This window comes from Fructilactobacillus sp. X8R1C1 (assembly GCF_059900945.1).
Genome location: NZ_JBWXVH010000001.1, coordinates 226,571 through 253,288, shown reverse-complemented (window position 1 = coordinate 253,288; position 26,718 = coordinate 226,571). Strand labels below are relative to the sequence as shown.

Sequence of the window (26,718 nt, the reverse complement as noted above, 5' to 3'; positions counted from 1 at the left end):
ATGAATAAGGTAAATGTCGTTGTTGGGGGACCAATTGAGTTATGGCCATCTAACTTAAAGACAAAAAAAATAAAGGGTCCCTTCATTGGGGTTGATCGAGGAAGTTTACGACTAATCAAATTGGGCATTATTCCTGAATACGCTGTTGGTGACTTCGATTCGGTTTCAGATTCGGAATTTAAAATAATATTACAAAAAGCCAAGCATGTTATTCGGGTTGATCCGGTAAAGGATGAGACTGATACTGAATTAGGTATCAGGACCGCTGGCAAGTATTTTCCTAAGAATGAGATAGATATTTATGGCTTTTCAGGCGGGCGTCTTGATCACTTGCTGACCAATTTTTTGATGGTCTTAAAGCCAAATATTAAACCCTATCTTTCAAAGCTGAGACTCATTGATAGTCAAAATGTAATCCGATACTTTCTAAGTGGGTCGTATCATATTAAGAAAATCACTGGAATGAAATATTTAGACTTTTGTCCGCTGTTACCAATGCATTTAACGCTCAGTGATGAAAGATATCAATTAAATCATTATTGGGTGGGGTATCCAACTTCTTATTCAAGTAATGAATTTATTGGAGATAGTGCTTCGTTTGTTTTTGATGAAGGAGTATTGATGGTGATTCAAAGTCGAGACTAAAAAACAGTACAACCATTCAATGGTTGTACTGTTTTTAATTAATTAAAATAATAATGATTATACTCTGGTAATCTTACCAGATTTTAAAGTTCTGGCACTAACCCAAACACGTTTGGGCTTACCATCAACTAAGATGCGTACCTTTTGTAGGTTTGGCTTCCAACTTCTTCTTGATGAGTTTAAAGCGTGAGAACGACGATTGCCGAAATGAGTTCTCTTACCATTAATTTGATCCTTAGCCATAATATCCCTCCTTACTTTGGAATTCTTTTATATTCAATAGTTTACCTAAATAACTTACCATAATACCGTCATAAATGCAAAGTTTCTTTCAAGTAAATGTCCTTGACACCATGATTCATATTTTTGTTTTATAATGGGGTGTGGTAACATTAGATATCGTTATGAGCTCGAAAGGATAAGGGGGATGCAAACGATGGCTGTAAAGTTAAACACTCAATATGGATCAATTGATATTGATAATGATGTAATTGCTACAGTAGTCGGCGGTGCCGCAACTGATAATTATGGAGTTGTTGGCATGGCTAGCAAAAACCAATTTAAAGATAATATGAATGAAATTCTTCGAAAGGATAGTTACTCAAAAGGAGTAGTTGTCAGAGAAGTTAACAAGAAAGTTCAAGTTGACGTCAACGTCATTGTGAGTTATGGAACCAAGATCTCTGAAGTTTCTCGTAATGTTCAGTCAAAAGTTAAATATAATTTGGAATCAATGTTAGGGATTAATGCGGATTCAGTAAACGTAATTGTTCAGGGTGTTAAAGTTATTAACGACTAGTGGTTTGAGTATAAGGAGGATTTGATAATAGTGTCATTAACTAAGATTACTACTAAAGAGTTCGACCAAATGGTTCAAGCCGCCGCGGTCGTTCTTAATAATAATACGGATTTTATTAATTCGTTAAATGTTTTCCCAGTTCCAGACGGAGACACTGGAACGAACATGAGTTTGTCATTATCAAGTGGGGAAAGTTACGTCGATAAATCAAATGATGATACGATTGGCGGCAAAGCTTCTGCACTTGCTAAGGGGCTATTAATGGGAGCGCGAGGTAACTCTGGTGTCATTATGTCTCAGATTTTCCGTGGTTTTGCAAAAAACGTTGAAGGTAAAAAGGATCTTGATGCTCAAGAATTTGCAGATGCTATTATCGCTGGAGCTAAGACTGCTTATAGTTCGGTCATGAAGCCCACTGAAGGGACCATCTTGACGGTAGTTAGACTAGCTGCTAAAGCTGGTGAAAATACTTCTTCAGATACTGATGATGTTATAAAGGTAATGGACTCAATTCTTGATGCTTCTGAGAAAGCTCTTAAAAAAACTCCAGATCTTCTCCCAGTATTAAAGCAAGTGGGAGTGGTGGATTCTGGTGGACAAGGATTGGTATTTGTTTTTCAAGCTTTTGATGATGTTTTAAATGGTCGAAAGATTGAAGACAAAGGTGAACATCAACCTAATTCTGAAGAAATGAACGAAATGATTGATGTTGAGCATCATAAGAGTGCTCAAGGTAAATTAAACCCAGCAGACATTGTTTATGGGTATTGTACCCAAATTATGGTGCGAATTGGGAAGGGAAAGCAGGTTACCCAGAAATTCGACTACGATACTTTTTATAACTATCTGGCGAAATTAGGGGACTCGCTTTTGGTTATTAATGATGATGAAGTGGTTCGCGTTCACGTTCACACGGAGCATCCTGGCAAGGTCTTGTCGTGGGGACAACAATTTGGTGACTTAGCAACCGTTAAAGTTGATAACATGCGACTGCAACAAGAATCAATCATGGAAAGCGATGAAAAAGCTCAAAAGACCGATGATTTAAAGGAAGAAAAAGAGCATAAAAAGCCGCGTGACTTAGCAATTATTGCGGTGGTTGCGGGAGCAGGTTTAGAGAAGCTCTTTAAGAGCTTAGGAGTAACTAACATCATTAGTGGCGGACAAACGATGAACCCTAGTACGCAAGATATTGTTGACGCTGTCAATAACAGTAATGCTAAAAAAGCGATCGTTCTTCCTAACAATAAGAATATTTTCCTATCGGCAGAGCAAGCCCAGGGAATCACAGACATTCCGATGGAAGTTGTCCACACCAAGACAATCCCACAAGGATTAACCGCGATGTTCTCATTTGATCCTGATAATACTTTTAAAGAAAACCAGACCCAGATGGACGACTCTTTAGATACCGTTAAAAGTGGCCAAGTGACGACTGCTGTTCGTGATACAAAGATTAATGGAATGGACATTAAAAAGGGTAGTTACATGGGAATTATTGATGGAGACATTCAGGTCCTTGGTTCTTCTTTAGATGATGCAGCTATTAAGATGCTGAAAAAAATGTTAGATGATGATAGCGAAAACGTTACGATTATTTTTGGAAAAGACGCTGATCAGGATGATGCTGATAAAGTTTCGAATGCTGTCTTATCAGTGGACGATGAATTAGAAGTTGAGACTCATGAGGGGGATCAACCAGTTTATCCGTTGATTATTTCCGTTGAATAGGTAATATTATATAGATAGATACTTAATAAGACTGCTAGTCCTTGTGGATTAACAGTCTTTTTAGGAGGTGAATTTGATGAGTGGGTTAGATGACCATGTGGAAACGCTTAGAGGAGTCGGTCCCAAAAAAGTTGAAGCTCTAAATGATTTGGGGATTGTGACCATTTATGATTTACTGACATACTTTCCATTTCGTTATGAAGATTTTCGAACTAAAGATCTTTCTGAAATTTCTGATCAGCAGGTGGTCACTCTGAAGGGTAAGGTTGCTATAAATCCAACGGTTAATTTTTTTGGAAGACGTAGAAGTCGTTTAACTATTAAGTTACTAGTTGGTAATGATGTGATTCCGGTGTCTTTTTTTAATCAGCCGTGGCTAAAGAAACAGGTTGAAGCCGGGGATGAAATTTTGATTTACGGAAAGTTTGATGCAAATAAAAAATCGATGGCCGGAATTAAAATTTTGAAAGCTGGTGATGGCGAAAAATTTGGTTCAATTTATCCCGCTAACCATAAGATTACCCAGAATACCATTCGCCAATTGGTAACCGAAGCCTATGATCAGTACCAAGGTCAAATTGAAGATTTCATCCCCAATTGGGTTTTAAAAAAGTATAAATTAGAAAATTTAAAAAATGTCATTTCTAACATGCACTTTCCAAAAAATCAAAGAGCAGCAGCACTCGCACGTAGAACCGCAAAGTTTGATGAATTTTTCTTGTTTCAAATGCGAATGCAAACTTTAAAACATCAGAAAAATCAGGCCCCTAATTCTGCGATAACCATTAATCGTGCTAAATTACAGACGTTTGTGAGTTCTCTTCCGTACGAATTGACCCTGGCACAAAAAAAGGTTATTTCAGAAATTTTATCTGATCTAAAGCGTCCATATCAGATGAATCGGCTTTTACAGGGAGATGTTGGGAGCGGAAAAACGGTTGTAGCGGCTATCGCAATTTATGCTGCGGTTCTTTCTGGGGAACAAGCCGTAATAATGGCTCCCACTGAAATTTTAGCCGAACAACATGCTGACGGACTTGCTGAGCTTTTTAAGGATACTAGTGTTAACATTGGACTACTGACTGGTGATACTTCTAGAGCGGCTCGAAATGAACTTTTACCCCGTATTGAAAGTGGCGAGATTAACTTGGTGGTGGGTACTCATGCATTGTTTCAAAAAGAGGTTAAATACCATAATTTAGGATTAGCTGTCATTGATGAACAGCATCGGTTTGGAGTTAACCAAAGAAAAGCCCTGAGAGAAAAGGGTAAATCGACGAACGTGTTATCAATGACTGCTACGCCTATTCCACGAACTCTATCGATCACAGCGTATGGTGAGATGGATGTCTCGGTAATTGATGAGTTGCCAGGTGGTAGAAAACCAATTAAAACGGCTTGGATTAAGAATCAACAGATTGATGCAATGCTTAATTTTGTCAAAAAGCGCTTAAATCATGGAGAACAAGTTTACGTGGTAGTCCCCCTTATCGGTGAATCTGAAGCAGTGGATATGAGAAACGTTACTGATACATACCAAAACTTTCAGCAAGAACTTGGTGATAAATACACGGTTGGCTTACTCCATGGTCAAATGAGTGATGAAGACAAAAATAAAGTAATGGATGCTTTTAAGACTAATAAGGTACAAGTTCTAGTTTCTACTACAGTAATTGAAGTCGGAGTTGACGTTTCCAACGCAAGTACCATTGTGATTTATGATGCTGACCATTTTGGGTTGGCTCAACTACATCAACTTCGGGGTCGTGTGGGGCGAGGGGACCAGCAAGCTTATTGTATTTTAATTGCTGATCCTAAAAATGAAACTGGTAGAAAACGAATGAATGTGATGTGTTCATCAACTGATGGTTTCTTTATTTCACAAAAAGATTTAGAATTAAGAGGTCCTGGGGACATTCTTGGTAAAAATCAGTCTGGAATGCCAACCTTTAAAGTTGGAGATCCAGTTGCTGACATTAATATTTTGAGCACAGCGCAGACCGTTGCAAAAGAAATCGTTGATGATGTTAATTGGGAACAGGAACCGAAAAATCGAAAGTTAGTAAAAAGACTTAAATCTTTAAATCAAGATGTTAAGTTTGATTAAGGAGCTTTGCCTATAATGATAAAAATTGCTGTTGATGCAATGGGTGGCGATAATGCACCTGATGAAATTGTCAGAGGGATTGAGCTTGCTCGTGATGAAATGGATTACGTGGAGTTTCAACTCTTTGGTGATTCTGATAAAATCAATTCGTTGTTAAATAACAAAGAAAATATCAAAGTGATTCAATCAGATGAAGTTATAAAAATGGAAGATGAACCCGTTAAAGCAGTAAAAGAAAAAAAGGGATCAAGTCTGGTCATGGCTGCTCGAGCTGTTAAAGATGGAACAGCTGATGCATTTTATTCCTGTGGAAATACTGGTGCCATTCTAGTTGCTGGTTTATTGATAATCGGTAGAATCAAAGGAATTGATCGTCCGGGACTGGTTACTACTTTACCAGTAATTGATAACGATACTGGTTTCACGTTAATTGATTGTGGAGCAAATGCTGATGCTAAGGTTGTTAACGTTTATCAGTATGCACTACTAGGTAAGTATTATGCTGAAAGAGTTTTAAAGATTAAAAATCCACGGGTTGGGTTGATTAATAATGGCACTGAGTCTGACAAAGGAAATAAGATTCATCAAAAAATGTATCGTGCTTTAAGAAAAAATGATGACATTAATTTTATTGGTAACATCGAATCACGAGGGTTGCTGAATGGAGTTACCGATGTAGCGGTAACCGATGGCTTTACCGGTAATGCGGTTTTAAAGAGTATTGAAGGAACTGCATTGTCAATGATTAATATGTTAAAAGACGGCATTATAAATGGTGGAGTGAAGTCCAAAGTGGGTGCTTTATTACTCAAGAATACTTTAAGAAAGATTGCCCACAAGATGGATTACACTAAGTATGGGGGTGCCGTCCTACTTGGATTGAAGGCCCCAGTGGTGAAGAGCCACGGTAGTAGTAAGGCTAAGACAATTAGAAATACGATACTTCAAATTCAGCAAATTATTAATTCTAATTTTGTTGATTCAGTGAAAGAATATTTTTCTAATCATACTGATGAAATGGATAGTATTAAAAATGGTGAGCAGTAGGAGGGATCACTGATGGATAGAGAAACAGTATTTAAAAAAGTAGCAGAAATCACCTCAAGTCGTTTTAAGGTTCCGGTTGATAAGGTAACGAATGACTTAAACTTTACTAATGATTTAGGCGCTGATTTTATTGATATGGCGGGATTTATCGTTGAATTAGAGGATGAGTTTGGCGATGTTTTCACCAGTGAAAATACTGAGAATATCAGTGATGTCGGCGATCTAGTAAATGTAATTATGCGAGATATTGATCCAAAAACGAAAAAACACATTGCAAAGAAATAGATGATTCGTTGTTATGACGGGTCATTTTTTATTATGCAATTATCGTAATTTAGGCATTAATGATATAATTAAAAGAAAAAATGTTACCTTTGGAGGAAATAGAATTGCAAAAGCAGTTTGATGACTTGTTAAAAGACAAGTTTAATATTAAGTTTAACGATGAAGCACTTTTAGATGAAGCAATGACCCAAGCATCATACGTGAACGAGCATCCCGGTCAAGGATTAAAATTTTATGAACGTCTGGAGTTTTTAGGGGATGCTGTCTATCAATTAGTGGTTTCAGACTACATCTTTAGACGTTTTCCAGAATTACCACAAGGTCGACTGACTAGATTAAGGGCTGCGATGGTTAATGAGCATAGCTTTAGTCGTTTTGCCCGTGAATGTCATTTTGACAAGTATATCCGACTCGGCAAAGGTGAAGAAAAGGCGAATGCCAGACAACGTGACTCACTTTTATGTGATATTTTTGAATCATTTATTGGAGCGGTGTATCTCGATCAAGGAATAGAAACGGTGAGGAATTTTTGTCAGATTGTGATTTTTCCTAAGCTTGATGAGGGTTGGTTTGACGAATTCTTTGATCATAAAACTGAATTACAGGAAGTTGTTCAAGAAAATGGCCCAGTAGATTTAGACTATGAACTAGTTAGTGAAGATGGTCCTGATAATGACCGTAAATTTAAAGTTGCGGTAAAAATTAACGGCAAAGAAATGGGAGTCGGGTTAGGACATTCCAAGAAAGATGCAGAACAGAAAGCGGCAAAGAAAGCACTCAATGAACTGGGAGTAAGCACAAGTATTAAGTAAATGAGGCATTAAGGTGAAGTTAAAATCAATTGAGATTGCAGGATTTAAATCTTTTGCAGATAAAACCACAATTGACTTTCAGGATGGGCTTACTGGAATTGTTGGTCCAAATGGTAGCGGAAAAAGTAATGTCATCGAGGCAATTCGTTGGGTTTTAGGTGAGCAGTCGGCCAAAACTTTACGTGGTAAAAAAATGTTAGACGTCATTTTCTCTGGGTCCAAGGGGCGCAGAGCTCTTAGTCGTGCAGAAGTTAGCATTTATTTTGATAATTCTGATCATTTTTTGGATTCTGATTATACCGAAATTAAAATCACACGTAAAGTTTATCGAAATGGTGATAGTTCTTATTCAATCAATGATAAAGATTGTCGTTTGAAGGATATTAATAATCTTTTTATGGATACTGGATTAGGTGAAGGTTCCCTTTCCATTATTTCTCAGGGGAATGTTGATGAAATTCTCAATGATGATGCTGAAAAAAGGCGATCAATTATTGAGACAGCTGCTGGAGTTTATCGATATAAAAAACAAAAGGTGGAAACTGAACAAAAGTTAGCTGATACTCAAGGAAATTTGGATCGAATCTCAGATATTATTAACGAGTTGGACAAACAAATTGGGCCTCTAAAGGAGCAAAGTGATGCTGCGTCCCTCTATTTGGATAAGAAAAAATATCTTGATCAATTGAAGTATTCTAAATTAGTGATTAAGATTAAAAATCATGAAGACGCAAAATTGAATCTAGAAAATGAACTTAAAAAGCAAGACACTACTTTTACTAATTTAAAAATAAAAGTTAAGGAAGTTAAAGAACGCAAACAAGGGTTAACGAATAAGATTAAAAGTTTGGGTCAAAAGCGTGAACAACTTCAAAATCAACTTTTAAGTGACACTAAATCACTCGAATCAGCTCATAGTGATCAGCAGTTATCTCAGCAACGACGTGAATTTAATCAACAAAAGATTAACGACTTAGAAAGTAAAGTAAGTGATTTAAAAGAGCAACTGGAAAACGTCAAAGACAATATTACTGACAACCAAAGTCAAATTAGTAAAAAGCAAGTTCTCATTTCCGACTATTCTCATAAGATGAAGCAGCTTGAAGCAGCTTCTATTCGGCAAAATTTATTAGAAAAACAAACAGAACTTGAAAATATAAGAAATGATTACATAGATTTGATGCAGTCATTAGCCAGTGCCAAGAATAATTTAAAGTTAATGCAAAAATTATCCAAGCGTAGTGATAGTGAGGTAAAAGAGAAGTACCAGCAAATTAATGCGATTGAAGATCAAAGCAACCTTTTAAAGCAAGAAATCACTTCAGAAGAGACCGAATTATCGAAACTTCAAAACAACCAGAAACAAATGGTGGATGAATTAAAGCAAGTTGATAAGAAGTTGTCAGATTCAAGGGACAAAGAAAAAGAATTAAAGGCAAGCTGGTATGCTGCATTACGTGTTTTTCAGGAGACTAAAACGGAACGAGATAGTATTAAGTCAATCTTGGAAAATCATAATTCGCTTTATCGCGGGACGCGAAACTTATTAAAAAGCAAAGCGAATTTAACTGGTATTAAAGGAACAGTAAGTGATTTTATTGAAGTTCCTGATCGTTATGTTATAGCCATTGAAACAGCACTGGGAAGTCAGATTCAGCAGGTTATCACCGGGAATGTTAAAGATGCTAGAGATGCAATTCACTATTTAAGCGAGAAGAAACTGGGAAGAGTTACGTTCTTGCCTATGAATGCCGTTAATGAACGTTATTTATCCTCTAATGTGTTAAATGAGGTAAAATCGATTTCTGGCTTTGTTGGAATTGCTTCGGACCTGGTCAAAATGCCAACGGATATGACACGGGTTAAGAATCACCTGATGGGTGGTACGATGATTGCGGTTGATTTAAAAAGTGCTACAAAGATCAGTAAGACAATTGGTCATAAGGCTAAAGTGGTAACTTTAGATGGGGATGTCGTTAATGCTGGAGGTGCAATCACTGGTGGATCAAATCACAACCAGTCCACTGGCTTACTAAGTCAAAAAGAAAAATTGGTCCACTTAAATCAGCAAGTTGAAGAAATGAGCCAGAAGATGAATGCTGGTGAGGAGACTATCAAAAAATTCCAAGATCAGCACACAATAAAGCAGGATAAGCACGATGAACTTCGTCAAAAATTAAATGAATTAAAAGGAGAGATTCAAGCTAAACAAAAAAGCATTAGTATGAATCAAAGTAGTTTAAAGGAGTCTCAAAGAAATGCTGATGCAATTCGATTACAATTAAAAAACACAACTAGTGATGATGGTGTAAATGAGATTGATCTTTCTCATAAGATTAATGATTTAAAAATGCAAATTAAGCAAAATCAGTCTAAGAATACCTCAATCAAAAGTCAGATTGAAAAACTTACTCGGAATGTTAACGAAAATAATATCAAATCATCTGAAATCAAAGAAAAGTTGATTCGCTTAAAGGAACAAAATAGTCAACTCAAGTCCAGCAGGGAAAGTCTTTTAAAACAAAGGTTGAATTTTGAAACTCAATTAAAAAGCTTAGCCAATAGTATAAATGGACTTAAGCAATCAATTAATCAAGAAGTGGTGGCAGTAAAAACTAATATTCCCGAACTAGAACAACAAATCCAAAGTACTAAGCGGGATATTAACGATCTTAATTCAAAAATTGATAAGTTTAACCAAGATGATCAAAAATATGATCATCAAGTTTCCGATCTTCAGGATCGTTTAATTTCTCAAACAGGAATAGTTCAAAAGCTAGAATCAAATTTAAAAACAGCTATAGATAACCTTGATTCTGAGCGTTATCAACGCGATAACATGATTAAAGGAACTAGCTCAATGAAGAAGGTGGAACTTGAATTACCCGAAATCGATTCATTGATTAAATCACTCCAATCTGAAATTGACGAGTTGGGTCCGATTAATGTTAATTCGATTGATGCCTATGCAGAAGTAAAGGATCGTTACGAATTTATGAATCATCAACTTGATGATTTAATTGAATCTAAGAGTCAACTGATTGGGATAATGAATGAAATGGATCAAACGGTAAAAGTTAAATTTAGCGAAACTTATGATAAAATTGCAACTGCGTTTAGTCATATTTTTCGCAATATTTTTGGTGGTGGGGAAGCCAAACTAAAAATGGATGACCCGCATCATTTACTTACAACCGGGATCGATATCTTGGTAAAACCACCCGGAAAGAAATACCGTAATCTCAATTTACTTTCTGGTGGTGAGAAAGCTCTAACGGCTTTGGCACTGCTTTTTTCAGTTCTTGAGGTAAAACCAGTTCCGTTTGTAATATTGGATGAAGCTGAATCTGCTCTTGACCCTGCCAATGTGGATCGTTTTGCGCGGTATATGCAGAGTTTAAAGAATAATACACAATTTATTGTAATCACCCACAGAAAGGAAACGATGATCTATGCGGATCATCTTTATGGAGTTACAATGCAAGATTCGGGTGTATCTAAGGTTGTTTCGGTCAACTTAGATGAATCTAAAAAACTAGGAGAATAATTATGGGTTTATTTGATATTTTTAAAGGTAAGAAGAAAGAATCTGACGACAAAGAGAGCAAAACCAAGCAGTCTAAAAGAGAAGATGAGAAAGCAAAGGTTACTGGTGACGACACCTCTGATCAAGGTGACCACTTTCAACAAACTGAAGAAAATGAAGTTAGTCAGAAAAATGATGGATCAAGCGAGAGTGAGAACGATGGAGCTGATGTTTCTGAAGAACCGGAAGAACAAACGCAAACATCAAAAGATGGTGTTCGAAGCACTGACGATAACAAGTCAGATGAAAAAGGCCAGTCTGTGGTTGATACAGATCATTCTTCTAATAAAAATGAAGATGTAAAAGAGTCTACTGATGATGTAACTAAGCAGCCTGAATCAACTGAAAAAGCATACGAACATGGTCTGGCAAAATCACGGTCTTCGTTTGGACAAAAATTAAATGCGCTATTTGCTAATTTTCGCTCAGTTGATGATGATTTCTTTGATGATTTAGAAGATACGCTGGTTGAATCCGATGTTGGATTTGAAACTGCAATCCAACTAACTGATGAACTAAAAGAAGAGGTTAAATTAAAAAATGCCAAGAAACCAAAAGAAGTTCAAAATCTAATCGTCCAAAAGATGATCGATTTGTATGATGCACCAAGTGATAAAGATAGTTCAATCAAATTATCTCAAACTGGCCCAACTGTGATTTTATTTGTTGGTGTCAATGGAGTTGGAAAAACGACGACTATTGGTAAGATGGCCAATAATTTTAAAAAGCAAAATAAAAAGGTGCTTTTAGCGGCTGCTGATACATTTAGAGCGGGCGCCATTGAACAATTAGATGAATGGGCTAAACGTGATGGTGTTGATATTGTTAAAAAGTCCGCTGGTAGTGATCCAGCTTCGGTTGTTTTTGAAGCAGTAGATAAAGCCAAAAAAGAAAATTATGATGTTTTATTTGTTGATACAGCCGGAAGATTGCAAAATAAAGTTAATTTAATGAATGAACTTGCTAAAATTGATAAGGTCATTAAGCGTGAAATTCCAGACGCACCTCAAGAAGTATTGCTAGTGATTGATGCAACTACTGGTCAAAATGCTTTGAATCAAGCCAAGATGTTCAATGAAATCACTAACATTACGGGAATTGTTTTAACAAAGCTTGATGGAACTGCCAAGGGTGGAATTGTAATTGCAATCAAAAATAAGCTTAATATTCCGGTAAAGTTCGTTGGACTGGGAGAAACGGTTAATGATTTGCGTAAATTTGATTCTAAGAGCTTTATTGACGGTTTATTTAAGGGATTAATTCAAGACAATTAGTGGTGACTTTAGATGGACATTAAAAAGAATAATCGGATTAATGCTTTGTATGATTTTTATGGTGAATTACTCACTAAGAAACAGGCAGAGTACATTCAAGAATACTATGCAGATGATTTTTCGTTAGGTGAGATTTCAGAAAATTTCAATATTAGTCGCCAAGCGGTTTATGATAACATTAAAAGAACTGAGCAAATTCTTGAAGACTATGAAAGTAAAATGCACCTATATCAATTGTTTGTATTACGCAATCGGCAAACCGATGAGATTAGAGATTACATTAAAAAGCACTATCCAAATGATGAACACTTAAATGCGTTGGTGAATCACTTAGAAATTACGGAAGAAAATTAGGGGTGAAAAGATGGCTTTCGAAGGTTTAACCGATCGATTACAAAAAGCTTTTAAAAACTTAAGAGGAAAAGGCAAGGTCAGCGAATCTGATTTGCGTGAAACAATGCGGGAAATTAGATTGGCATTACTAGAAGCGGACGTTAACTTTAAGGTGGTTCGTCAGTTTGTAAAGAAGGTTCAAGAAAAAGCTAAGGGCGCTGATGTTCTTGAAGGATTAAATCCGGCCCAACAAATTGTTAAGATCGTTAACGATGAACTGACTAACATGATGGGTGAATCTGCCACTCCGCTAGTTAAATCAGACAAGATTCCTACAGTCATTATGATGGTAGGACTTCAAGGAGCAGGTAAAACTACTTCAGCAGGTAAATTAGCTAAAAGGCTTAAATCTGAAGATAATGCGCGTCCATTAATGATCGCTGCCGATGTTTATCGTCCCGCAGCAATTGAACAGTTAGAAAAGGTGGGCGAACAAGTTGATGTTCCAGTATTTCAAGAGGGAACGGATGTTGACCCAGTACAAATTGTTCAAGATGGTTTAAAGGAAGCTAGCAAGAATAATAACGATTATGTGTTAATTGATACGGCCGGTCGGCTTCAAATTGACGAAAACTTGATGGATGAATTAAAGAATATTAAAAAGGTGGCCAATCCAAATGATATTCTTTTAGTTGTTGATGCTATGACAGGTCAAAATGCAGTTGATACGGCGGTCGGATTTAACGATGCTTTAGATATTACCGGGGTTATTCTAACAAAGTTAGACGGAGATACTCGTGGTGGAGCTGCTTTGTCAATCAGGGCTGTGACTGACAAACCAATTATGTTTGTTGGTCAAGGTGAAAAATTAGATGATTTGGACGTATTTCACCCAGATCGAATGGCTTCTCGAATTTTGGGAATGGGCGACATGCTTTCGTTCATCGAAAAGACTCAGAAAGAGTATGATGAAAATCAAGCTAAGGAATTAACCGAAAAAATCAAGGAAAATTCTTTTGATTTTGATGATTTTGTTGATCAATTAGAACAAATTCAAAAGATGGGTCCAATTCAAGATTTGGTTAAAATGATTCCAGGAATGGCTAATAATCCAGCATTGAAGAATTTAAACGTTAATCCCAAAGATTTAGACCACATTAAAGCGATTATCTATTCAATGACTGATGAGGAACGATCCAATCCGGATGTGTTAAATCCTTCAAGGAGACGTCGAATTGCTCGCGGATCGGCTCAACCGATTCAACAAGTCAATCGACTCATTAAACAATTTGATCAAATGAAGAAAATGATGAACAAAGTGTCTAACGGAAATATGTCGGGTTTGTCAAATATGATGGATTCTGCTGGAATGGGTGGAGGAATGACTGGTAAATTGTCGAATCTCGCCATGAAGCGGATGAGTCGTAAGATCAAAAAGAATAAAAAGAAGCGACGAAAAAATAAAAAAAGACATTAATTTTAGACTGTAAAGAAAAAAGCCTTTACATCACTAATATTTATTGGTAATATTAGTAACTGTTAAGAAGACTATTAGGAGGTGTGTTTATGTCATTAAAAATTAGATTAAGAAGAATGGGTTCAAAGAAGCGTCCGTTTTACCGTATCGTGGTTGCTGACTCACGTAGTCCTCGTGACGGCCGTTTTATCGAAATTGTTGGTACTTACAATCCATTAACTGAACCTGATCAAGTAACTTTAAAAGAAGAATCAATCATGGACTGGTTGGAAAAAGGTGCTAAACCTTCTGATACTGTTCGTAATATTTTGTCAGATGCAGGTATTATGAAACAATTACATGATGCTAAATTAGCAGCTAAGAAATAAGTGATTGATTATGGTTAATTTTGATAATTTAATTAAAACAATCGTTAAGCCATTAGTTAAATATCCTGATGATATTAGTATTAATCATCAGGATACTGATCAATTTAGCGAATATATATTGTCTACCAATCCTAATGACGTTGGACGTATTATTGGAAAAAAGGGTCGAGTTGCTCAGACGATTCGAACCATAATTTATAGTGTTCACGTTAATGATGGAAAGCGAATTAAACTCGTTATTGATGATGGCAAAGATTAGCTCTTAGATAAAACTCGTTTTTATTTAAGAGTTTTTTTATAGAAATAGGTGAACTATGGATTACTTAGAAATTGGGAAATTAGTAAATACTCAGGGAATTAAAGGTGAAGTACGAATAAAACCTACTACTGATTTTATTGATCAACGCTTTAAAGTTGGTAATCTTGTTTATGTATTCCCCAAAGACGGAAAAATGGAAGAATTGAAGATTGACGGGGTTAGAAGCCATAAGGGATTTATTCTGTTGCATTTTTCTGGTCGCAATTCCATAAATGATGTTGAATACCTTAAACCTGCCATCCTAAAAATTACGTCGGAGCAAAGAAAAAATACTGACTTACAACCAGGCGAATATTTCTATCAACAAATTATCGGCATGGATGTTATCGATAAAGATGATAATAAAATTGGTGTAATAAGTGATATTATGGATATGCCTGCCAATGATGTCTGGGTAGTGGAGCGTAAAAATAAAGATGATTTGTTACTTCCAAAGATTGATTCGGTCGTAAAAAAAGTGGATATTCCTAATCATAAAGTAGTCGTTGAGTTAATGGAGGGAATGCAGTAACGATGAAGATCGATATATTGAGCCTTTTCCCTAATATTTTAAAGGGCCCTTTGAGTGAATCCATTATCGGTAAGGCCATTGAAAAAGAAATCATAAATATTGATATTACTAATTTTCGTGATTTTTCGACTAATAAACATCATAACGTGGATGATACCCCCTTTGGTGGGGGAGCTGGAATGTTACTTAAGCCTCAACCAATGCTTGATGCTTTTGCGCATTCTCAAGAAGTTTCAGAAAAACAGGGTTATTCATCTGGTAGAGTCATTTTAACTGATCCGGCAGGGAAAAAATTTGATGAAAACGATGCTGCAAATCTTGCCAAAGAGGACCATTTGACCTTTTTATGTGGTCACTATGAGGGCTTTGACGAACGAATTAAATCCGTAGTAACTGACGAGTATTCAATTGGTGATTTTGTCCTTACGGGTGGTGAATTGCCTGCGCTAGTAATGATTGATGCGACCGTTCGACTCATTAAGGGTGTCCTTGGTAATCAAGAGTCAGCTCCAGGAGATTCTTTTTCAAGTGGATTGCTTGAATATCCTCAATACACGCGACCAGCAGACTTTAGGGGATTAGAAGTTCCACCGATTTTAACTAGTGGTGATCATCAAAAAATTGATGATTGGCGACAGAAGGAATCTTTAAGAAAGACATATTTAAGACGACCAGATCTGATTAATTACAATAAACTGTCAAAAAGGCAAAAGGAATTATTGGCGGACGTTAAAATTGAGGAAGAAGATCGGTAAGTATTGAGTTTTTTGGTTTGTATGTTATAATTTTAAGTGGTCTTTTATGGCTAAATAAAACGGTATTCCGCTGTCGAGAAGATAAGAATGCTAGTTAGGAGAAATGATTATGCGTCAAAATAAATTGATTGATAAGATCAATAGTGATCAACTTCGTTCAGATATTCCTGAATTTCGTGTCGGTGATACCGTTACGGTTTCCGTAAAGGTTGTTGAAGGTAGTAACGAACGTATTCAGAAGTTTACTGGTGTTGTAATTAAACGTCATGGTTCAGGCATTCAAGCTACTTACACAGTAAGAAGAATTGCCAGTGGAGTTGGGGTTGAAAGAATCTTCCCATTACATTCACCACGAATTGCTAAGATTGATGTTGTTAGACGTGGTTCAGTTCGTCGTGCTAAGTTGTATTACTTACGTGATCGTTCTGGTAAGGCTGCTCGTATTAAAGAAGCAAGTCGTAAGCATTAATTTTATGTAAAAAAAAGAGTTCGCATTGCGAGCTCTTTTTTTATTGGTCATCAACTTCTTTAGCAGTTTTAGTACCTCTTCGACTGTTGTATTCATACATTAACCAACCAACCAATGCAAAAGCTAGTGGTCCCACAATGGTCCAGAAGGCGGTGGTGTAATCATGAGTCAAGATTGGTTGAATAGCAGTAAAACCAATTCCTAACACTAGTACAACCAAGATAATGGTTACCATGATGTTAGTGACAATTCGGTTCTTGTAAAAGACAAAGGGACGAGGAACATTCTTTAGTTTCTTGAAGAATGGAAAAGCTCCAACTAAGAATAAGTAGGGGAAAGTTGTCGAAATATTAGCCATATCAGTTAAAATTAAGTAAAATTGTTGAGCATTATTGCCACTGAAAGAAATGACAAAGATAACGGCAACAACGACGAATGCTTGAATCCACATTGCAAACCCTGGCATGCCATGTTTGTTTAATTTAACCACTTTTTTAGGCCATAAATCTGGATTGGATCCCTCAATAAATGATTTGATTGGGGAATATATCAGAACAAAGAAAGAACCTAAGTACGGAATAAACATCCCTAAACCGGCTACTCGAGCCATGAAGCGACCAAATTCCATTGCTGATCCGGCTGAAAAGCCAAGGGTTTTAGCGAAAACATAACCAAGGTTATTCATTAAAACGTAAGTGATGTTACCCAAGTTGACCGAACCCTTTCCGACAACTTCATGCCAGTTAGCTGTAATACCAACCAAAAAAATGGATCCAGAATAGATGACTGCCATGATGATTGCCGCAATGATGACCCCACGGGGAAAAGTCTTCGTAGGATTTTTGACCTTATCAACGACTCCACCAATTGATTCCATTCCTCCATACGCAAAAATCGCATAAACAACAAATGACATGATGGCGATTGGAGTTACGAATAATGGATTAGGGGATTGAATGAAACTTTTAGCGCCATTGACTGGCTCAGCAAGTTGGCCCTTATTTAAGACCCAAACAATTACTGATAAGATAGCAAAGATCAGTGGCAAAGCAATTGATAATACTCCCCCGATGTTTGCAATCTGAGCAATTGAATCAAAACCATGAGTCGCACACAAAGTAATAATTAAAATCCAGGCAATCCCGAGGATTCCAATTGTTTGCATTGGGGTAAAAATTCCGAACAAATGCCATGTTTGGGTTTTATCCGTTCCAAAAATAATGTTAGAAAATGGAATCCAAACCTTAGAAGAAGTCGAGATCATCCAAATGATCCATGATGATAGCCAGATAAAGGTTCCGATGAAGGCTAAGCGTTCACCAATTGACTCTTTAAGCCAGGAATAAATTCCACCTTTAGCACTACTGAAAGTCGAACCATATTCGGCAAACATTAATGAAACCGGTAAGAAAAATACTAGTGCTCCAAATATGTACCAGATAATACTGGCGTAGCCCATTTGATCATAGGCGACGGTCGTATTACCAAAGCCAAATATCGCAGTGAGTATCATTAAAACTAAAGACATTAAGCCTAATTTACTTTGCTTTTTCCCTTTAGACATAAAGTCACTCTCCTTGATTAAATTTAATGGAAATACTAATAAAGTATACTCTCTTTTTTTATAGATTTAAATCTTGGTGATAGTTAAGAGGAGAGAAGTCCGTTGAGTTTGTAATCAAGTATTGACCAAGGTTCTTAAAGCTACGCAAAGCGAGTTTACTTGTCTTAGAACTGGCCTCATTAGCAAGCTGAGGTAGTTCTGTTGAATCCAAGCCGTGGGACTCCTGTTCTACCTGCTGTAAAATTTGTTCGTATTGTTCGATTAAATTTTGTTGCACGTTTTTAAGTTTGTCACCAAATTCAAGGTAGTGGGGGTCAACTAAGATTCCAACTAGCTTGAAGATCCAGTAAGCCGATTTAGGATCAAAATCCATCTTGACGTGGTACTTATATGCTTTTGGAGTATCAGAAATTCCCTCAAGAAATGGGACGTAAGTACTCTGAGCCGCTACACCCATAGCAAGCCAGTGAATTCCACCAATTTCAATTGGTAGATTAGGTTTGATTTGGAGCACGTGTGATTCTTGGGTTTTGGCTAAACTCACGGGACGAAATCGAGTTCGATCAGCTTCTTCGCCTGCACCAATTGGATCGAATTGAGTTCCCTGATAGTGTGAACTGAGCAACTTTTGGGCATCGAGTGCCGATATTAATTTTTCACTTTTCCTTGTAAAGGGGAGGTCTTGGGAAGTGGGATCCTGCTTGATTTCTGGGCTAAACATTTTTTGCCCGTACCAAACCCGAGGGGTGTTGTAGTAGGTGTCTGATAAGTCATGGGTTCCAAAAATGTGTCTAAAGTTAAAACCAGAACGATCCGGATTTAAATTGTTTTTTGATACAAAGTCCCTAATCCCTGGTGACCACATGAAGTGATCATTATCTTTAAAGTTAACTTCTTCAATGGCCATTTGATTAGCAACGACGGCGTACTCATCGTCTGGGATTCTTTCAGCGATCCATTGGTGTCCGGAACCAATCTCTAAGTACCAAACTTCTTCTTTATCAGACATAAGGACTCCGTTGTTTTCACTGGCTCCATATTTTTCAACAATGTTACCAAGACGTTTGACGGCTTCTTTTGCGGAATGAACATAAGGCAAGACTACGGTTACCATGGCTTCTTCGCCGATTCCATCTTTTACAAGGGGATCATAACCTAGAACACGTGCGTTAGCGTACGTACTTTCAGTTGCACTCATAGCAACCCCATATTCGTTAATGCCATCCTCTTCGAATAAACCGTCTTGGTCGGTCCATTCGGGAGTAGCAGTGTATTTTCCCCGTGTTTTTGGTAGCGGCATTTTGAAGCCGTTATCAGTTGATTTGAATTCCTGATCATCCTGATGCTCCTTATGTTCATGGACAACAAATCGTTTTGGCCATGATGCTTTAGCATCTTCATTGCGACCAATTAAAGTGCTGCCATCAACCGTGGCATCTTTTCCAACTAAAATGCTGGTACATGCGGAATATTCATTAAAACTTGTCATTTAGATTGCCTCCTATTAAATCACATGTAAGTATTCTACCATATTGCCTTTGTTATGGTATAACTTCACGTTTGGTATGCTAAATTACTTAGGGTATAATTAACACATAACATTTATTTGAAAAAACGAGGGAAAATATGAGTAGCAAGCAATACATAATGGCAATTGATGAAGGAACGACCTCTGCTCGAGCAATGTTATTTGATCATGATGGCCAGATTGTGGGAAAAGTACAACGTGAGTTTAAACAATCTTTTCCTCATCCAGGGTGGGTGGAACAAGATCCAGTTGAAATTTGGAATGCCGTTGAATCTGTGATTTCTGAGGTATTGATTAACTCTGAAGTTCCTCCCTATAAAGTGCGAAGTATCGGCATTACTAATCAACGTGAAACGACTGTAATTTGGGATAGACGAAGTGGAAAGCCCATCTACAATGCTGTGGTGTGGCAATCAAAACAGACCAGTGAAATTGCTGATCGGTTAATAACTGATGGTTACGCTGATTTAATTCACCAAAAGACGGGACTGATTGTTGATTCTTATTTTGCTGGTACGAAAATTAGATGGATTTTAGATCATGTAAAGGGATCCCAGAGACGGGCGGAGAGTGGAGATTTATTATTTGGAACCATTGATTCATGGTTGCTATGGAATCTGACCGGCGGAACCGTTCATGCCACTGATTATACTAATGCTAGTAGGACAATGTTATATAACATCAACGATTTGAAATGGGATGATGATCTGTTAGAGCTCTTCGATATTCCTAAGAAAATGTTACCTAAAGTGAAACCATCGTCACACTTCTTTGGATATACGAAGGGATATTCATTTTTAGGGGTACAGATTCCAATTGCCGGAATTGCCGGTGACCAACAAGCATCATTATTTGGACAATTAGCATTACAACCCGGAATGACAAAGAATACTTATGGAACGGGTGCCTTTATTATGATGAATACAGGAAAAACGCCAAGGTTTTCTAGTAATGGATTGTTAACCACAATTGCCTACGGATTGAATGGAGAAGTTAAATATGCTTTAGAAGGTAGCATTTTTGTGGCCGGATCGGCAATTCAATGGTTAAAGGATGAGATGGGTTTAATTTCATCGGCTAAGGCCTCTGAGCAAATGGCTTATGATGCCAAAACGAGTGACGGAGTTTACGTAGTGCCAGCGTTTACTGGACTAGGGGCACCATATTGGGATCAGGAAATTCGTGGATCGATTTTTGGCTTGACATCATCAACGACGCGTAATCAATTAGTTCGTGCGACCATTGAATCGTTAGGATTTCAAACAAAGGATGTTCTTGATACGATGGTAGAAGAGACTAAGATTCCGGTTAAATCACTAGTAGTAGATGGTGGAGCTGCTAAAAATGATTACTTAATGCAGTTTCAAGCCGATATTTTAAATGATCAAATTGAACGGTCATTAATTTCAGAGACTACGGCACAGGGAGCAGCTTATCTGGCTGGTTTGGCTGTTGGATTTTGGAAGGATATTGATGAAATTAAAAGAAGTAAGCGTGTTGGTACTTTTTTTGAATCACATATGAGTGGCGATAAAAGAAAAAAACTATACAAGGGATGGAAGATGGCCGTGAGAGCTGCCAAGCAATTTGAATAATAAGGACTTATCAGTATGAAATTACCTGAAGATTTTAAAAGTAAATATCATAATCTGTTAAAAGATGATTATCAAAGTTTTATTGATTCTTTTGATGAAGACTCTTACAATGCCTTTCGAACTAATCCGCTCAAAACTAAAGCTGATGTTCGTTTGGATATGACAAGCCCGATTTCCTATACCCAAAATGGTTATTACGGAAAAATTAGCGGGAAAACCGTCGAGCATCAGAGTGGTTACGTTTACAGTCAGGAACCATCTGCCATGTACGTAGCAGAGGTGGTTGATCCTAGTATGGGAGATCAGGTATTAGACTTGTGTGCTGCCCCAGGAGGAAAGTCGACTCATTTGGCTGGTATGATGAAAAACAAGGGCTTACTTGTATCAAATGAGATTGACCGGAGCCGAGCTAAGGTTCTAGTTGAAAATCTGGAACGGTTTGGGGTGTGGGATCCTTTAATCTTGAATGAAGATCCACATAACCTGTCAAAGCATTTTCCAAGGTATTTTGATAAGATCTTGATTGACGCACCATGTTCGGGTGAGGGAATGTTTAGAAAAAATCATGACGCAACAAAATACTGGTCAATTGATTATCCGAAAGAGTGTGCTGTGCGGCAAAAAGACATTGTAAGAGAAGCCGTTAAGATGTTAAAACCAGGTGGACAATTGATTTATTCAACTTGTACTTTTTCACCAGAAGAAGACGAACAGATAATTGCTTGGATCTTAGCTAATTATGATTTTAAGGCTCTCCCGATTAAGAAGTATGATGGGATGATCGACGGAAAACCGGAATGGGCGGATGGAAGCGAAGAGTTAACTAAAACGGCTCGTCTGTTTCCTAACTTATTTAAAGGTGATGGGCATTTTATTGCCAAGTTGCAGAGTACAGATGTTGGAAAATCCAAAAAGATTAAGCATCAAAGAAGTAACGTCTCAAGTAGTATAAAAAAAGAGTGGAAAGAGTTCTGTAACGTTAACTTTAAGCGCGATTTTTTGACAAAAGATTTTCTAGAATTTGGGAGTACCCTGTATTCATTTAATCCGGCAATCCCCGATTTAGATGGTTTAAAAGTAATGCGACCCGGAACGCCACTTGGAACGATTAAAAAGAATCGGATTGAGCCTTCGTATGCATTGGCATTGGCAATTAATCCTAATGACGTAAAAAACATCGTTAAAATTACTGATCATCAGTGGCAGAGTTATGTCCATGGTGACACCGTTGCCGTGGATCCCAACTTAAAGAAGGGGTGGTACTTAATTCAATGTCGCGGAATGAGTGTTGGATTTGGTAAAGTCGTGAATGGGACGTTAAAAAACTTTTTCCCTAAGGGATTAAGGTTTAAAGCATGAGAAAATAAAAAGACCTTCGTTTTTTAAACGAAGGTCTTTTTATTTGCGCTGATTTAAGTAATTTTGTAATTCTGGACTGGTTACTGATTCACATTGACGCAGTTCATTAATGTTGTGTGCGCCTAGTGCGGTGAAAATGGATTTAATGCCAATAATCCAATCGTTAATCATTTTCACGGTCTCGTCTTCACCGTCATCAATTAGTTTCACCAAAATCTGACTCGCAATGCCAACGGCATCGGCACCCAAATACAAGGATTTGACGATTTCCATGGGATTAGTGATGCCACCAGTTGCTACGATGTTCATGCTAGGAACTTTTTGGGATTCAAAGAGAGATTCCACCGTGGTAATTCCCCAGTCTTTAAAATAGTCCATTTCTTTTTGATGACGACGGAAGTTCTCAATTTGAGCAAAGTTAGTTCCGCCACGACCCCCAATGTTTACATATTCAACTCCAAGGTCCAAAAGGGTTTGAATTGATTTAGAACTCATCCCGAATCCAACTTCCTTGACGATTACTGGTACTTTAATATTTTGGACAATGTTTGAAATATTGGATAGCCAGTTAAATGAATTTGATCCCTCGGGCATGATGAGTTCTTGAACTGAATTAACGTGGATCTCTAATGCATTAGCTTGAAGAATATCAATTGCTTGCTCAGCCGCTTTTGGGGTTGTCCCAGCACCAATGTTAGCAAAGATCAGTCCATCTGGGTTTTGCTTTCTAATGATCGAAAAGGTATCGATTAGTTCCGGATGTTTGATTGCTACACTCTCTGATCCCGAAGCCATTGCGATTCCGCATCTTTTGGAGATAGCGGCTAGGTGATAATTTAGTTTTTTGGTATACTCACTGCCACCAGTCATCGCTTCAATGTAAAAGGGGACCCTTAAAGACAGCGAGCCTAATTGAGTCGAGATATCTACATCCTGATATGTCATTTCAGGGAATGTTACTGGCATAAAATGAACCTGATCGAATCCAGCTTCAGATTCTATGTGGTGAAATTTTTTAGCAAGCGAGACGTGTTCATCTTTTCGATGTGACTGTTGGTTAGTCATTTGTTTCTCCTAATTATTATGAATATTAAGGTCTAGTAGCTTAATTCCATGGCGGTTCCAATCGCTAACAAGATCATCGATATTATCATCCTTATTAATAATGACGATCCCACAATCACCACCACCTGCTCCCGAAGTTTTGGCTGCACCACCAAAATGATCGGCAATGTCAATTAATTCTTTTAGCTTGGGGGTTTCAATTTCAACGTTGGCAAATTCACCGAGTTTTAAAAGGAGTTTGCGGTTGTTTTCAATGTTCCTTTGGATCATTTCCAGATTAGAACTTTTAAAGCCATTAACAATATTTAAGACACACTCCTGACTGAAGTGAAGAAAGTCTTGATAAAGTTCAGAATTTCTGGCTTTTTTTAGCTCCACTCGATCAACTAGATTTGAAGTTGAAGCGGGTGAACCTGACCATCCAATTAATAATTGTAAATTCTTTGGTGCTGTTAGCGGCATAATTTTTAAACTAGGCCATTTTAAATCTAACAGTTCCACTAAATCAACATCTTTACGGGCATTGGCTAACCACTGTCGGTCAAATGAATGGTAAGCAATCCAACCGCCGAATACACTAGCAGCTACATCGCCTAATGAACCATTTCCTTGAACTTCAAAATGAGCAATTGCGGCTAGCTTGAAGAGCTGCATCGTTGAAAGGTTAATGTCGTAGAATTCGCATAAGGCTTTAACGGTTGCAACCGTGACGGCAGCTGAAGAACCTAATCCGTACTTACGTCCGTCGGCACTATCGAGTTCACTATTTACGATGATATCGTATGTTTTTAAACTTTTATCGAGAGTTTCAACGTATTCTTCAGTTACTTTAATCGCTGAAATGATGTACTGAAAAGGATTATCACGATTATCGAAGACCATGCGATGGCCTAATCTCTTCCAATGAAGCATATTTTCATCGTACTGTTTTGAATAGATGCTTCCAAAATCTGAACTTGCTTTAATGCCAACCCTAACAAAGCGATCACATGCAGCGATGATAGCAGGGTAGCCGGTCTCAACTACTGCATATTCACCAGCTACGTACAATTTGCCCGGTGCTTTTGCGGAAATCATGTAATTAATTACTCCCTTAATTTAAATATTCGATTCCAGGACCTGGAGTGGTAGCAACCACGTTTGATGATCCAAAAGTGCTTTTAAATCGATTTACAACTTGGTTTAAATTATCATGTTGGACTAACACTTTTACATTTGGACCAGCGTCAATTGTAAAATAGCAACTGATGCCATTGTCTCTTAATTCATGAACAATTTGAATTGCTTTAAGTGTATCTCCATTAAAATATGTAAAAGCTGGATCGGAACTGAACGTGAGGGCGTGCATTTTCATGGCATTTTCCTCAGCAGTGTGGCCCATTAAGTCGAAGTTATGAGTACGAATTGCTTTTCTCATCGTGGTCATGTCATGACTAGTAACTTTTTTCCATGATTGATAGTAAGGGGAGGTGGACTTAGAAATTTTCATACCCTCTCTACTAGAAATTTTTTTTTCGTTTCGATTAATAATAACAGCTACTAGGTTAATGTCCCAATCAATGTCTTCTTCAATTGGAATGGCAAAGGAAGTTTCGTCACTATGACCCTTTTCCCATTTGACGAAACCGCCAAAAATAGAGCGTGTTGCTGAACCTGATCCTCGTCTAGCGAGCCTAGAAAGATCTTTTTTAGAAAGATTCATTCCAATGGCTTTACTAGAAGCGGCAGCGAGAGCAGCAAACCCTGAAGCAGATGAAGCAAGCCCAGCAGCAGTAGGGATATTGTTATTTGTCTTAACGTGGGCGTGAATATCAACATTGGCTTTTTTTCGAACGATGTCAAGAAAACTGACAATCTTTTTTCCTTCCGAATCATTAATTAGATGATTGTTAAAAGTGATTTGATCAGAACTTAGAGATGGGTCAAAGCGAACTTCAGTATCGGTATAGAAGTCATTTAAAGTTAAAGACAGGCTACTGTCTTCTGGAATAATGAGTTGACTATTGGCCTTCCCCCAATATTTGATTAGTGCAATATTAGTATGAGCACGAGCCTTCTGGGTTCTATAGATATTAGTATTGTCGGACATAATAAATCTCCTTACTTCATTTCATTTAATGATTGGACCCAAACTCCTTGTGCTCCACTTTGTTTAAGGGTTGTCTTGATTTTTTGCGTGGTGGTTTTAGAATCTGACAGAGCAATAATGCATCCACCGAGTCCGCTTCCCGTTAGTTTAGCACCGAGGGCACCCGCCTGATTAGCAGCATTTACCAGGGTATTAATTTCTGTTGAACTAACTCCCAATTTTGAAAGATCATTTTGGGCCAGATTCATTAATTTGCCGGTTTGTTTGAGTTTATTGTATGTCAGAGAATGTTTAGCTGCTTCAGCTAAATCCCCGAGGTCGTTAATTAAATCATTCGTATTTTGAAAGTTATGATCCATTTCATCTCTTACCATTGAAACTGCCGTGGAAGTATTACTTGAGATACCAGTATCAGCAATGATGAGATTTCCTGCGTTTGAAACAGGAAAATCGTAAAACTGACCTTTTTCAAATAAGATGGGATTAAGCGCGCTGACGGTTTTAGCGTCAATTCCACTTGGATTACCATGAGTTATCTTTTCCTCTACATCGGTAAATTTCTTAAGCTGGTTAGCGTTTAGTTGATGATTAAAGAAATGAAAAAAGGCTTTGGTAACTGCACTAGCTGTTGCAGCGGATGAACCCATCCCTCTCCCCAACGGAATTGCACTATCAATTTTGATATTAATTGGGATGTTATTAGGATTTAATGATTGGTTAAGACGATTAATAAGTGTCTGTAATCCATTCATTGAAGAAGGAAGAGCACTAATTGGACCATGGTAGTATTTACTGAATAGTTGATTGTTACCATCAGAAGTAATGGTGGTTTTCACTTTAATTTGTGGCACAGGAAAAACAATCGCAGGCTTTTGGTAGACGGCACTGTGCTCACCTAAAAAAATTATTTTTGCATGACTCAACCCGGTTGCAGTCGTGTTCATATTTCAATCGCTCACTTTCCAAACATACCTATTTTATCATAATTTAGAACATGACC

General features: G+C 37.4%; 25 protein-coding genes. 18 read left to right on the top strand and 7 right to left on the bottom strand.

Going from position 1 to position 26,718, the window contains the following annotated elements:
* Entirely contained in the window at nt 1-645 is a 645-nt protein-coding gene (locus AC6UD1_RS01315; protein ID WP_500707119.1) for a thiamine diphosphokinase, read from the top strand.
* A gap of 57 nt (nt 646-702) precedes the next feature.
* Here AC6UD1_RS01315 and rpmB read toward each other — a convergent pair whose 3' ends face one another.
* Nucleotides 703-888, bottom strand: a complete 186-nt coding sequence (rpmB, locus tag AC6UD1_RS01310; protein WP_500693710.1) for a 50S ribosomal protein L28 — start codon at nt 886-888, stop codon at nt 703-705.
* A gap of 193 nt (nt 889-1,081) precedes the next feature.
* On the opposite strand from rpmB, the gene AC6UD1_RS01305 reads away from it, so the two are divergent.
* From AC6UD1_RS01305 to rplS, 15 genes are all read left to right on the top strand, one after another.
* A complete protein-coding gene (locus tag AC6UD1_RS01305; protein ID WP_010021513.1) occupies nt 1,082-1,444 on the top strand; it encodes an Asp23/Gls24 family envelope stress response protein in 363 nt (120 codons plus the stop codon).
* A 30-nt stretch (nt 1,445-1,474) separates the two neighbouring features.
* Nucleotides 1,475-3,175, top strand: a complete 1,701-nt coding sequence (locus tag AC6UD1_RS01300; protein ID WP_500707117.1) for a DAK2 domain-containing protein — start codon at nt 1,475-1,477, stop codon at nt 3,173-3,175.
* 76 nt (nt 3,176-3,251) lie between these two features.
* Entirely contained in the window at nt 3,252-5,282 is a 2,031-nt protein-coding gene (recG, locus tag AC6UD1_RS01295; protein WP_500707116.1) for an ATP-dependent DNA helicase RecG, read from the top strand.
* 15 nt (nt 5,283-5,297) lie between these two features.
* Complete coding sequence (gene plsX / locus AC6UD1_RS01290) at nt 5,298-6,329, top strand: phosphate acyltransferase PlsX (RefSeq protein ID WP_500707115.1); 1,032 nt, start codon at nt 5,298-5,300, stop codon at nt 6,327-6,329.
* Nucleotides 6,330-6,341: 12 nt separating this feature from the next.
* Nucleotides 6,342-6,614, top strand: coding sequence for an acyl carrier protein (locus AC6UD1_RS01285; protein ID WP_500693715.1), 273 nt, complete (start codon nt 6,342-6,344; stop codon nt 6,612-6,614).
* A gap of 80 nt (nt 6,615-6,694) precedes the next feature.
* Nucleotides 6,695-7,426 carry a ribonuclease III gene (gene rnc / locus AC6UD1_RS01280; RefSeq protein ID WP_500693716.1) on the top strand — a complete coding sequence of 244 codons (732 nt, stop codon included), beginning with the start codon at nt 6,695-6,697 and terminating at the stop codon, nt 7,424-7,426.
* Nucleotides 7,427-7,439: 13 nt separating this feature from the next.
* On the top strand, nt 7,440-10,973 hold the full coding sequence (gene smc, locus AC6UD1_RS01275; protein ID WP_500707114.1) for a chromosome segregation protein SMC: 3,534 nt from the start codon (nt 7,440-7,442) through the stop codon (nt 10,971-10,973).
* A 2-nt stretch (nt 10,974-10,975) separates the two neighbouring features.
* The gene (gene ftsY / locus AC6UD1_RS01270) at nt 10,976-12,286 is read left to right on the top strand and encodes a signal recognition particle-docking protein FtsY (RefSeq protein ID WP_500707113.1); all 1,311 of its coding nucleotides are present in this window, start codon (nt 10,976-10,978) and stop codon (nt 12,284-12,286) included.
* Nucleotides 12,287-12,298: 12 nt separating this feature from the next.
* Entirely contained in the window at nt 12,299-12,640 is a 342-nt protein-coding gene (locus AC6UD1_RS01265) for a putative DNA-binding protein (protein WP_500699492.1), read from the top strand.
* Nucleotides 12,641-12,650: 10 nt separating this feature from the next.
* Nucleotides 12,651-14,096 carry a signal recognition particle protein gene (ffh, locus tag AC6UD1_RS01260; RefSeq protein ID WP_500701058.1) on the top strand — a complete coding sequence of 482 codons (1,446 nt, stop codon included), beginning with the start codon at nt 12,651-12,653 and terminating at the stop codon, nt 14,094-14,096.
* 89 nt (nt 14,097-14,185) lie between these two features.
* A complete protein-coding gene (rpsP, locus tag AC6UD1_RS01255; RefSeq protein ID WP_500707112.1) occupies nt 14,186-14,464 on the top strand; it encodes a 30S ribosomal protein S16 in 279 nt (92 codons plus the stop codon).
* Between the two features lie 10 nt (nt 14,465-14,474).
* Nucleotides 14,475-14,723 (top strand): KH domain-containing protein, encoded by a 249-nt coding sequence (locus tag AC6UD1_RS01250; protein WP_500696715.1) that lies wholly within the window; start codon nt 14,475-14,477, stop codon nt 14,721-14,723.
* 55 nt (nt 14,724-14,778) lie between these two features.
* Entirely contained in the window at nt 14,779-15,294 is a 516-nt protein-coding gene (rimM, locus tag AC6UD1_RS01245; protein WP_500693723.1) for a ribosome maturation factor RimM, read from the top strand.
* A gap of 2 nt (nt 15,295-15,296) precedes the next feature.
* Nucleotides 15,297-16,049 (top strand): tRNA (guanosine(37)-N1)-methyltransferase TrmD, encoded by a 753-nt coding sequence (trmD, locus tag AC6UD1_RS01240; RefSeq protein ID WP_500693724.1) that lies wholly within the window; start codon nt 15,297-15,299, stop codon nt 16,047-16,049.
* Nucleotides 16,050-16,158: 109 nt separating this feature from the next.
* The gene (gene rplS / locus AC6UD1_RS01235) at nt 16,159-16,518 is read left to right on the top strand and encodes a 50S ribosomal protein L19 (RefSeq protein WP_500695672.1); all 360 of its coding nucleotides are present in this window, start codon (nt 16,159-16,161) and stop codon (nt 16,516-16,518) included.
* A gap of 40 nt (nt 16,519-16,558) precedes the next feature.
* On the opposite strand, the gene yjeM is transcribed toward rplS, so the two are convergent.
* Both yjeM and AC6UD1_RS01225 read right to left on the bottom strand, forming a co-directional pair.
* Nucleotides 16,559-18,082 (bottom strand): glutamate/gamma-aminobutyrate family transporter YjeM, encoded by a 1,524-nt coding sequence (yjeM, locus tag AC6UD1_RS01230; protein ID WP_500707111.1) that lies wholly within the window; start codon nt 18,080-18,082, stop codon nt 16,559-16,561.
* Nucleotides 18,083-18,140: 58 nt separating this feature from the next.
* Nucleotides 18,141-19,571: a C69 family dipeptidase gene (locus AC6UD1_RS01225; protein WP_500707110.1), complete on the bottom strand. Its 1,431-nt coding sequence runs from the start codon at nt 19,569-19,571 to the stop codon at nt 18,141-18,143.
* A 137-nt stretch (nt 19,572-19,708) separates the two neighbouring features.
* Between AC6UD1_RS01225 and glpK the strand changes: the two genes are divergently transcribed.
* Both glpK and AC6UD1_RS01215 read left to right on the top strand, forming a co-directional pair.
* Nucleotides 19,709-21,205: a glycerol kinase GlpK gene (gene glpK, locus AC6UD1_RS01220; protein ID WP_500707109.1), complete on the top strand. Its 1,497-nt coding sequence runs from the start codon at nt 19,709-19,711 to the stop codon at nt 21,203-21,205.
* Between the two features lie 15 nt (nt 21,206-21,220).
* Nucleotides 21,221-22,564 carry an RsmF rRNA methyltransferase first C-terminal domain-containing protein gene (locus tag AC6UD1_RS01215; RefSeq protein WP_500706526.1) on the top strand — a complete coding sequence of 448 codons (1,344 nt, stop codon included), beginning with the start codon at nt 21,221-21,223 and terminating at the stop codon, nt 22,562-22,564.
* 39 nt (nt 22,565-22,603) lie between these two features.
* On the opposite strand, the gene fni is transcribed toward AC6UD1_RS01215, so the two are convergent.
* From fni to mvk, 4 genes are read right to left on the bottom strand one after another with little or no spacing between them, the layout of a single operon-like run.
* Nucleotides 22,604-23,629 (bottom strand): type 2 isopentenyl-diphosphate Delta-isomerase, encoded by a 1,026-nt coding sequence (fni, locus tag AC6UD1_RS01210; protein WP_500695667.1) that lies wholly within the window; start codon nt 23,627-23,629, stop codon nt 22,604-22,606.
* Between the two features lie 9 nt (nt 23,630-23,638).
* A complete protein-coding gene (locus AC6UD1_RS01205; RefSeq protein ID WP_500707108.1) occupies nt 23,639-24,706 on the bottom strand; it encodes a phosphomevalonate kinase in 1,068 nt (355 codons plus the stop codon).
* Nucleotides 24,707-24,722: 16 nt separating this feature from the next.
* Nucleotides 24,723-25,718 (bottom strand): diphosphomevalonate decarboxylase, encoded by a 996-nt coding sequence (gene mvaD, locus AC6UD1_RS01200; protein ID WP_500693732.1) that lies wholly within the window; start codon nt 25,716-25,718, stop codon nt 24,723-24,725.
* Nucleotides 25,719-25,729: 11 nt separating this feature from the next.
* On the bottom strand, nt 25,730-26,662 hold the full coding sequence (gene mvk, locus AC6UD1_RS01195) for a mevalonate kinase (protein ID WP_500707107.1): 933 nt from the start codon (nt 26,660-26,662) through the stop codon (nt 25,730-25,732).
* Between the last annotated feature and the right edge of the window lie 56 nt (nt 26,663-26,718).

Bases quoted from the DNA above. Each gene is read 5' to 3' on its own strand.
- AC6UD1_RS01315 (WP_500707119.1), top strand. From the start codon at position 1: ATGAATAAGGTAAATGTCGTTGTTGGGGGACCAATTGAGTTATGGCCA.
- rpmB (WP_500693710.1), bottom strand. From the start codon at position 888: ATGGCTAAGGATCAAATTAATGGTAAGAGAACTCATTTCGGCAATCGT.
- AC6UD1_RS01305 (WP_010021513.1), top strand. From the start codon at position 1,082: ATGGCTGTAAAGTTAAACACTCAATATGGATCAATTGATATTGATAAT.
- recG (WP_500707116.1), top strand. From the start codon at position 3,252: ATGAGTGGGTTAGATGACCATGTGGAAACGCTTAGAGGAGTCGGTCCC.
- plsX (WP_500707115.1), top strand. From the start codon at position 5,298: ATGATAAAAATTGCTGTTGATGCAATGGGTGGCGATAATGCACCTGAT.
- AC6UD1_RS01285 (WP_500693715.1), top strand. From the start codon at position 6,342: ATGGATAGAGAAACAGTATTTAAAAAAGTAGCAGAAATCACCTCAAGT.
- rnc (WP_500693716.1), top strand. From the start codon at position 6,695: ATGTTACCTTTGGAGGAAATAGAATTGCAAAAGCAGTTTGATGACTTG.
- ftsY (WP_500707113.1), top strand. From the start codon at position 10,976: ATGGGTTTATTTGATATTTTTAAAGGTAAGAAGAAAGAATCTGACGAC.
- AC6UD1_RS01265 (WP_500699492.1), top strand. From the start codon at position 12,299: ATGGACATTAAAAAGAATAATCGGATTAATGCTTTGTATGATTTTTAT.
- ffh (WP_500701058.1), top strand. From the start codon at position 12,651: ATGGCTTTCGAAGGTTTAACCGATCGATTACAAAAAGCTTTTAAAAAC.
- rpsP (WP_500707112.1), top strand. From the start codon at position 14,186: ATGTCATTAAAAATTAGATTAAGAAGAATGGGTTCAAAGAAGCGTCCG.
- AC6UD1_RS01250 (WP_500696715.1), top strand. From the start codon at position 14,475: ATGGTTAATTTTGATAATTTAATTAAAACAATCGTTAAGCCATTAGTT.
- rimM (WP_500693723.1), top strand. From the start codon at position 14,779: ATGGATTACTTAGAAATTGGGAAATTAGTAAATACTCAGGGAATTAAA.
- trmD (WP_500693724.1), top strand. From the start codon at position 15,297: ATGAAGATCGATATATTGAGCCTTTTCCCTAATATTTTAAAGGGCCCT.
- rplS (WP_500695672.1), top strand. From the start codon at position 16,159: ATGCGTCAAAATAAATTGATTGATAAGATCAATAGTGATCAACTTCGT.
- yjeM (WP_500707111.1), bottom strand. From the start codon at position 18,082: ATGTCTAAAGGGAAAAAGCAAAGTAAATTAGGCTTAATGTCTTTAGTT.
- AC6UD1_RS01225 (WP_500707110.1), bottom strand. From the start codon at position 19,571: ATGACAAGTTTTAATGAATATTCCGCATGTACCAGCATTTTAGTTGGA.
- glpK (WP_500707109.1), top strand. From the start codon at position 19,709: ATGAGTAGCAAGCAATACATAATGGCAATTGATGAAGGAACGACCTCT.
- AC6UD1_RS01215 (WP_500706526.1), top strand. From the start codon at position 21,221: ATGAAATTACCTGAAGATTTTAAAAGTAAATATCATAATCTGTTAAAA.
- fni (WP_500695667.1), bottom strand. From the start codon at position 23,629: ATGACTAACCAACAGTCACATCGAAAAGATGAACACGTCTCGCTTGCT.
- AC6UD1_RS01205 (WP_500707108.1), bottom strand. From the start codon at position 24,706: ATGATTTCCGCAAAAGCACCGGGCAAATTGTACGTAGCTGGTGAATAT.
- mvaD (WP_500693732.1), bottom strand. From the start codon at position 25,718: ATGTCCGACAATACTAATATCTATAGAACCCAGAAGGCTCGTGCTCAT.
- mvk (WP_500707107.1), bottom strand. From the start codon at position 26,662: ATGAACACGACTGCAACCGGGTTGAGTCATGCAAAAATAATTTTTTTA.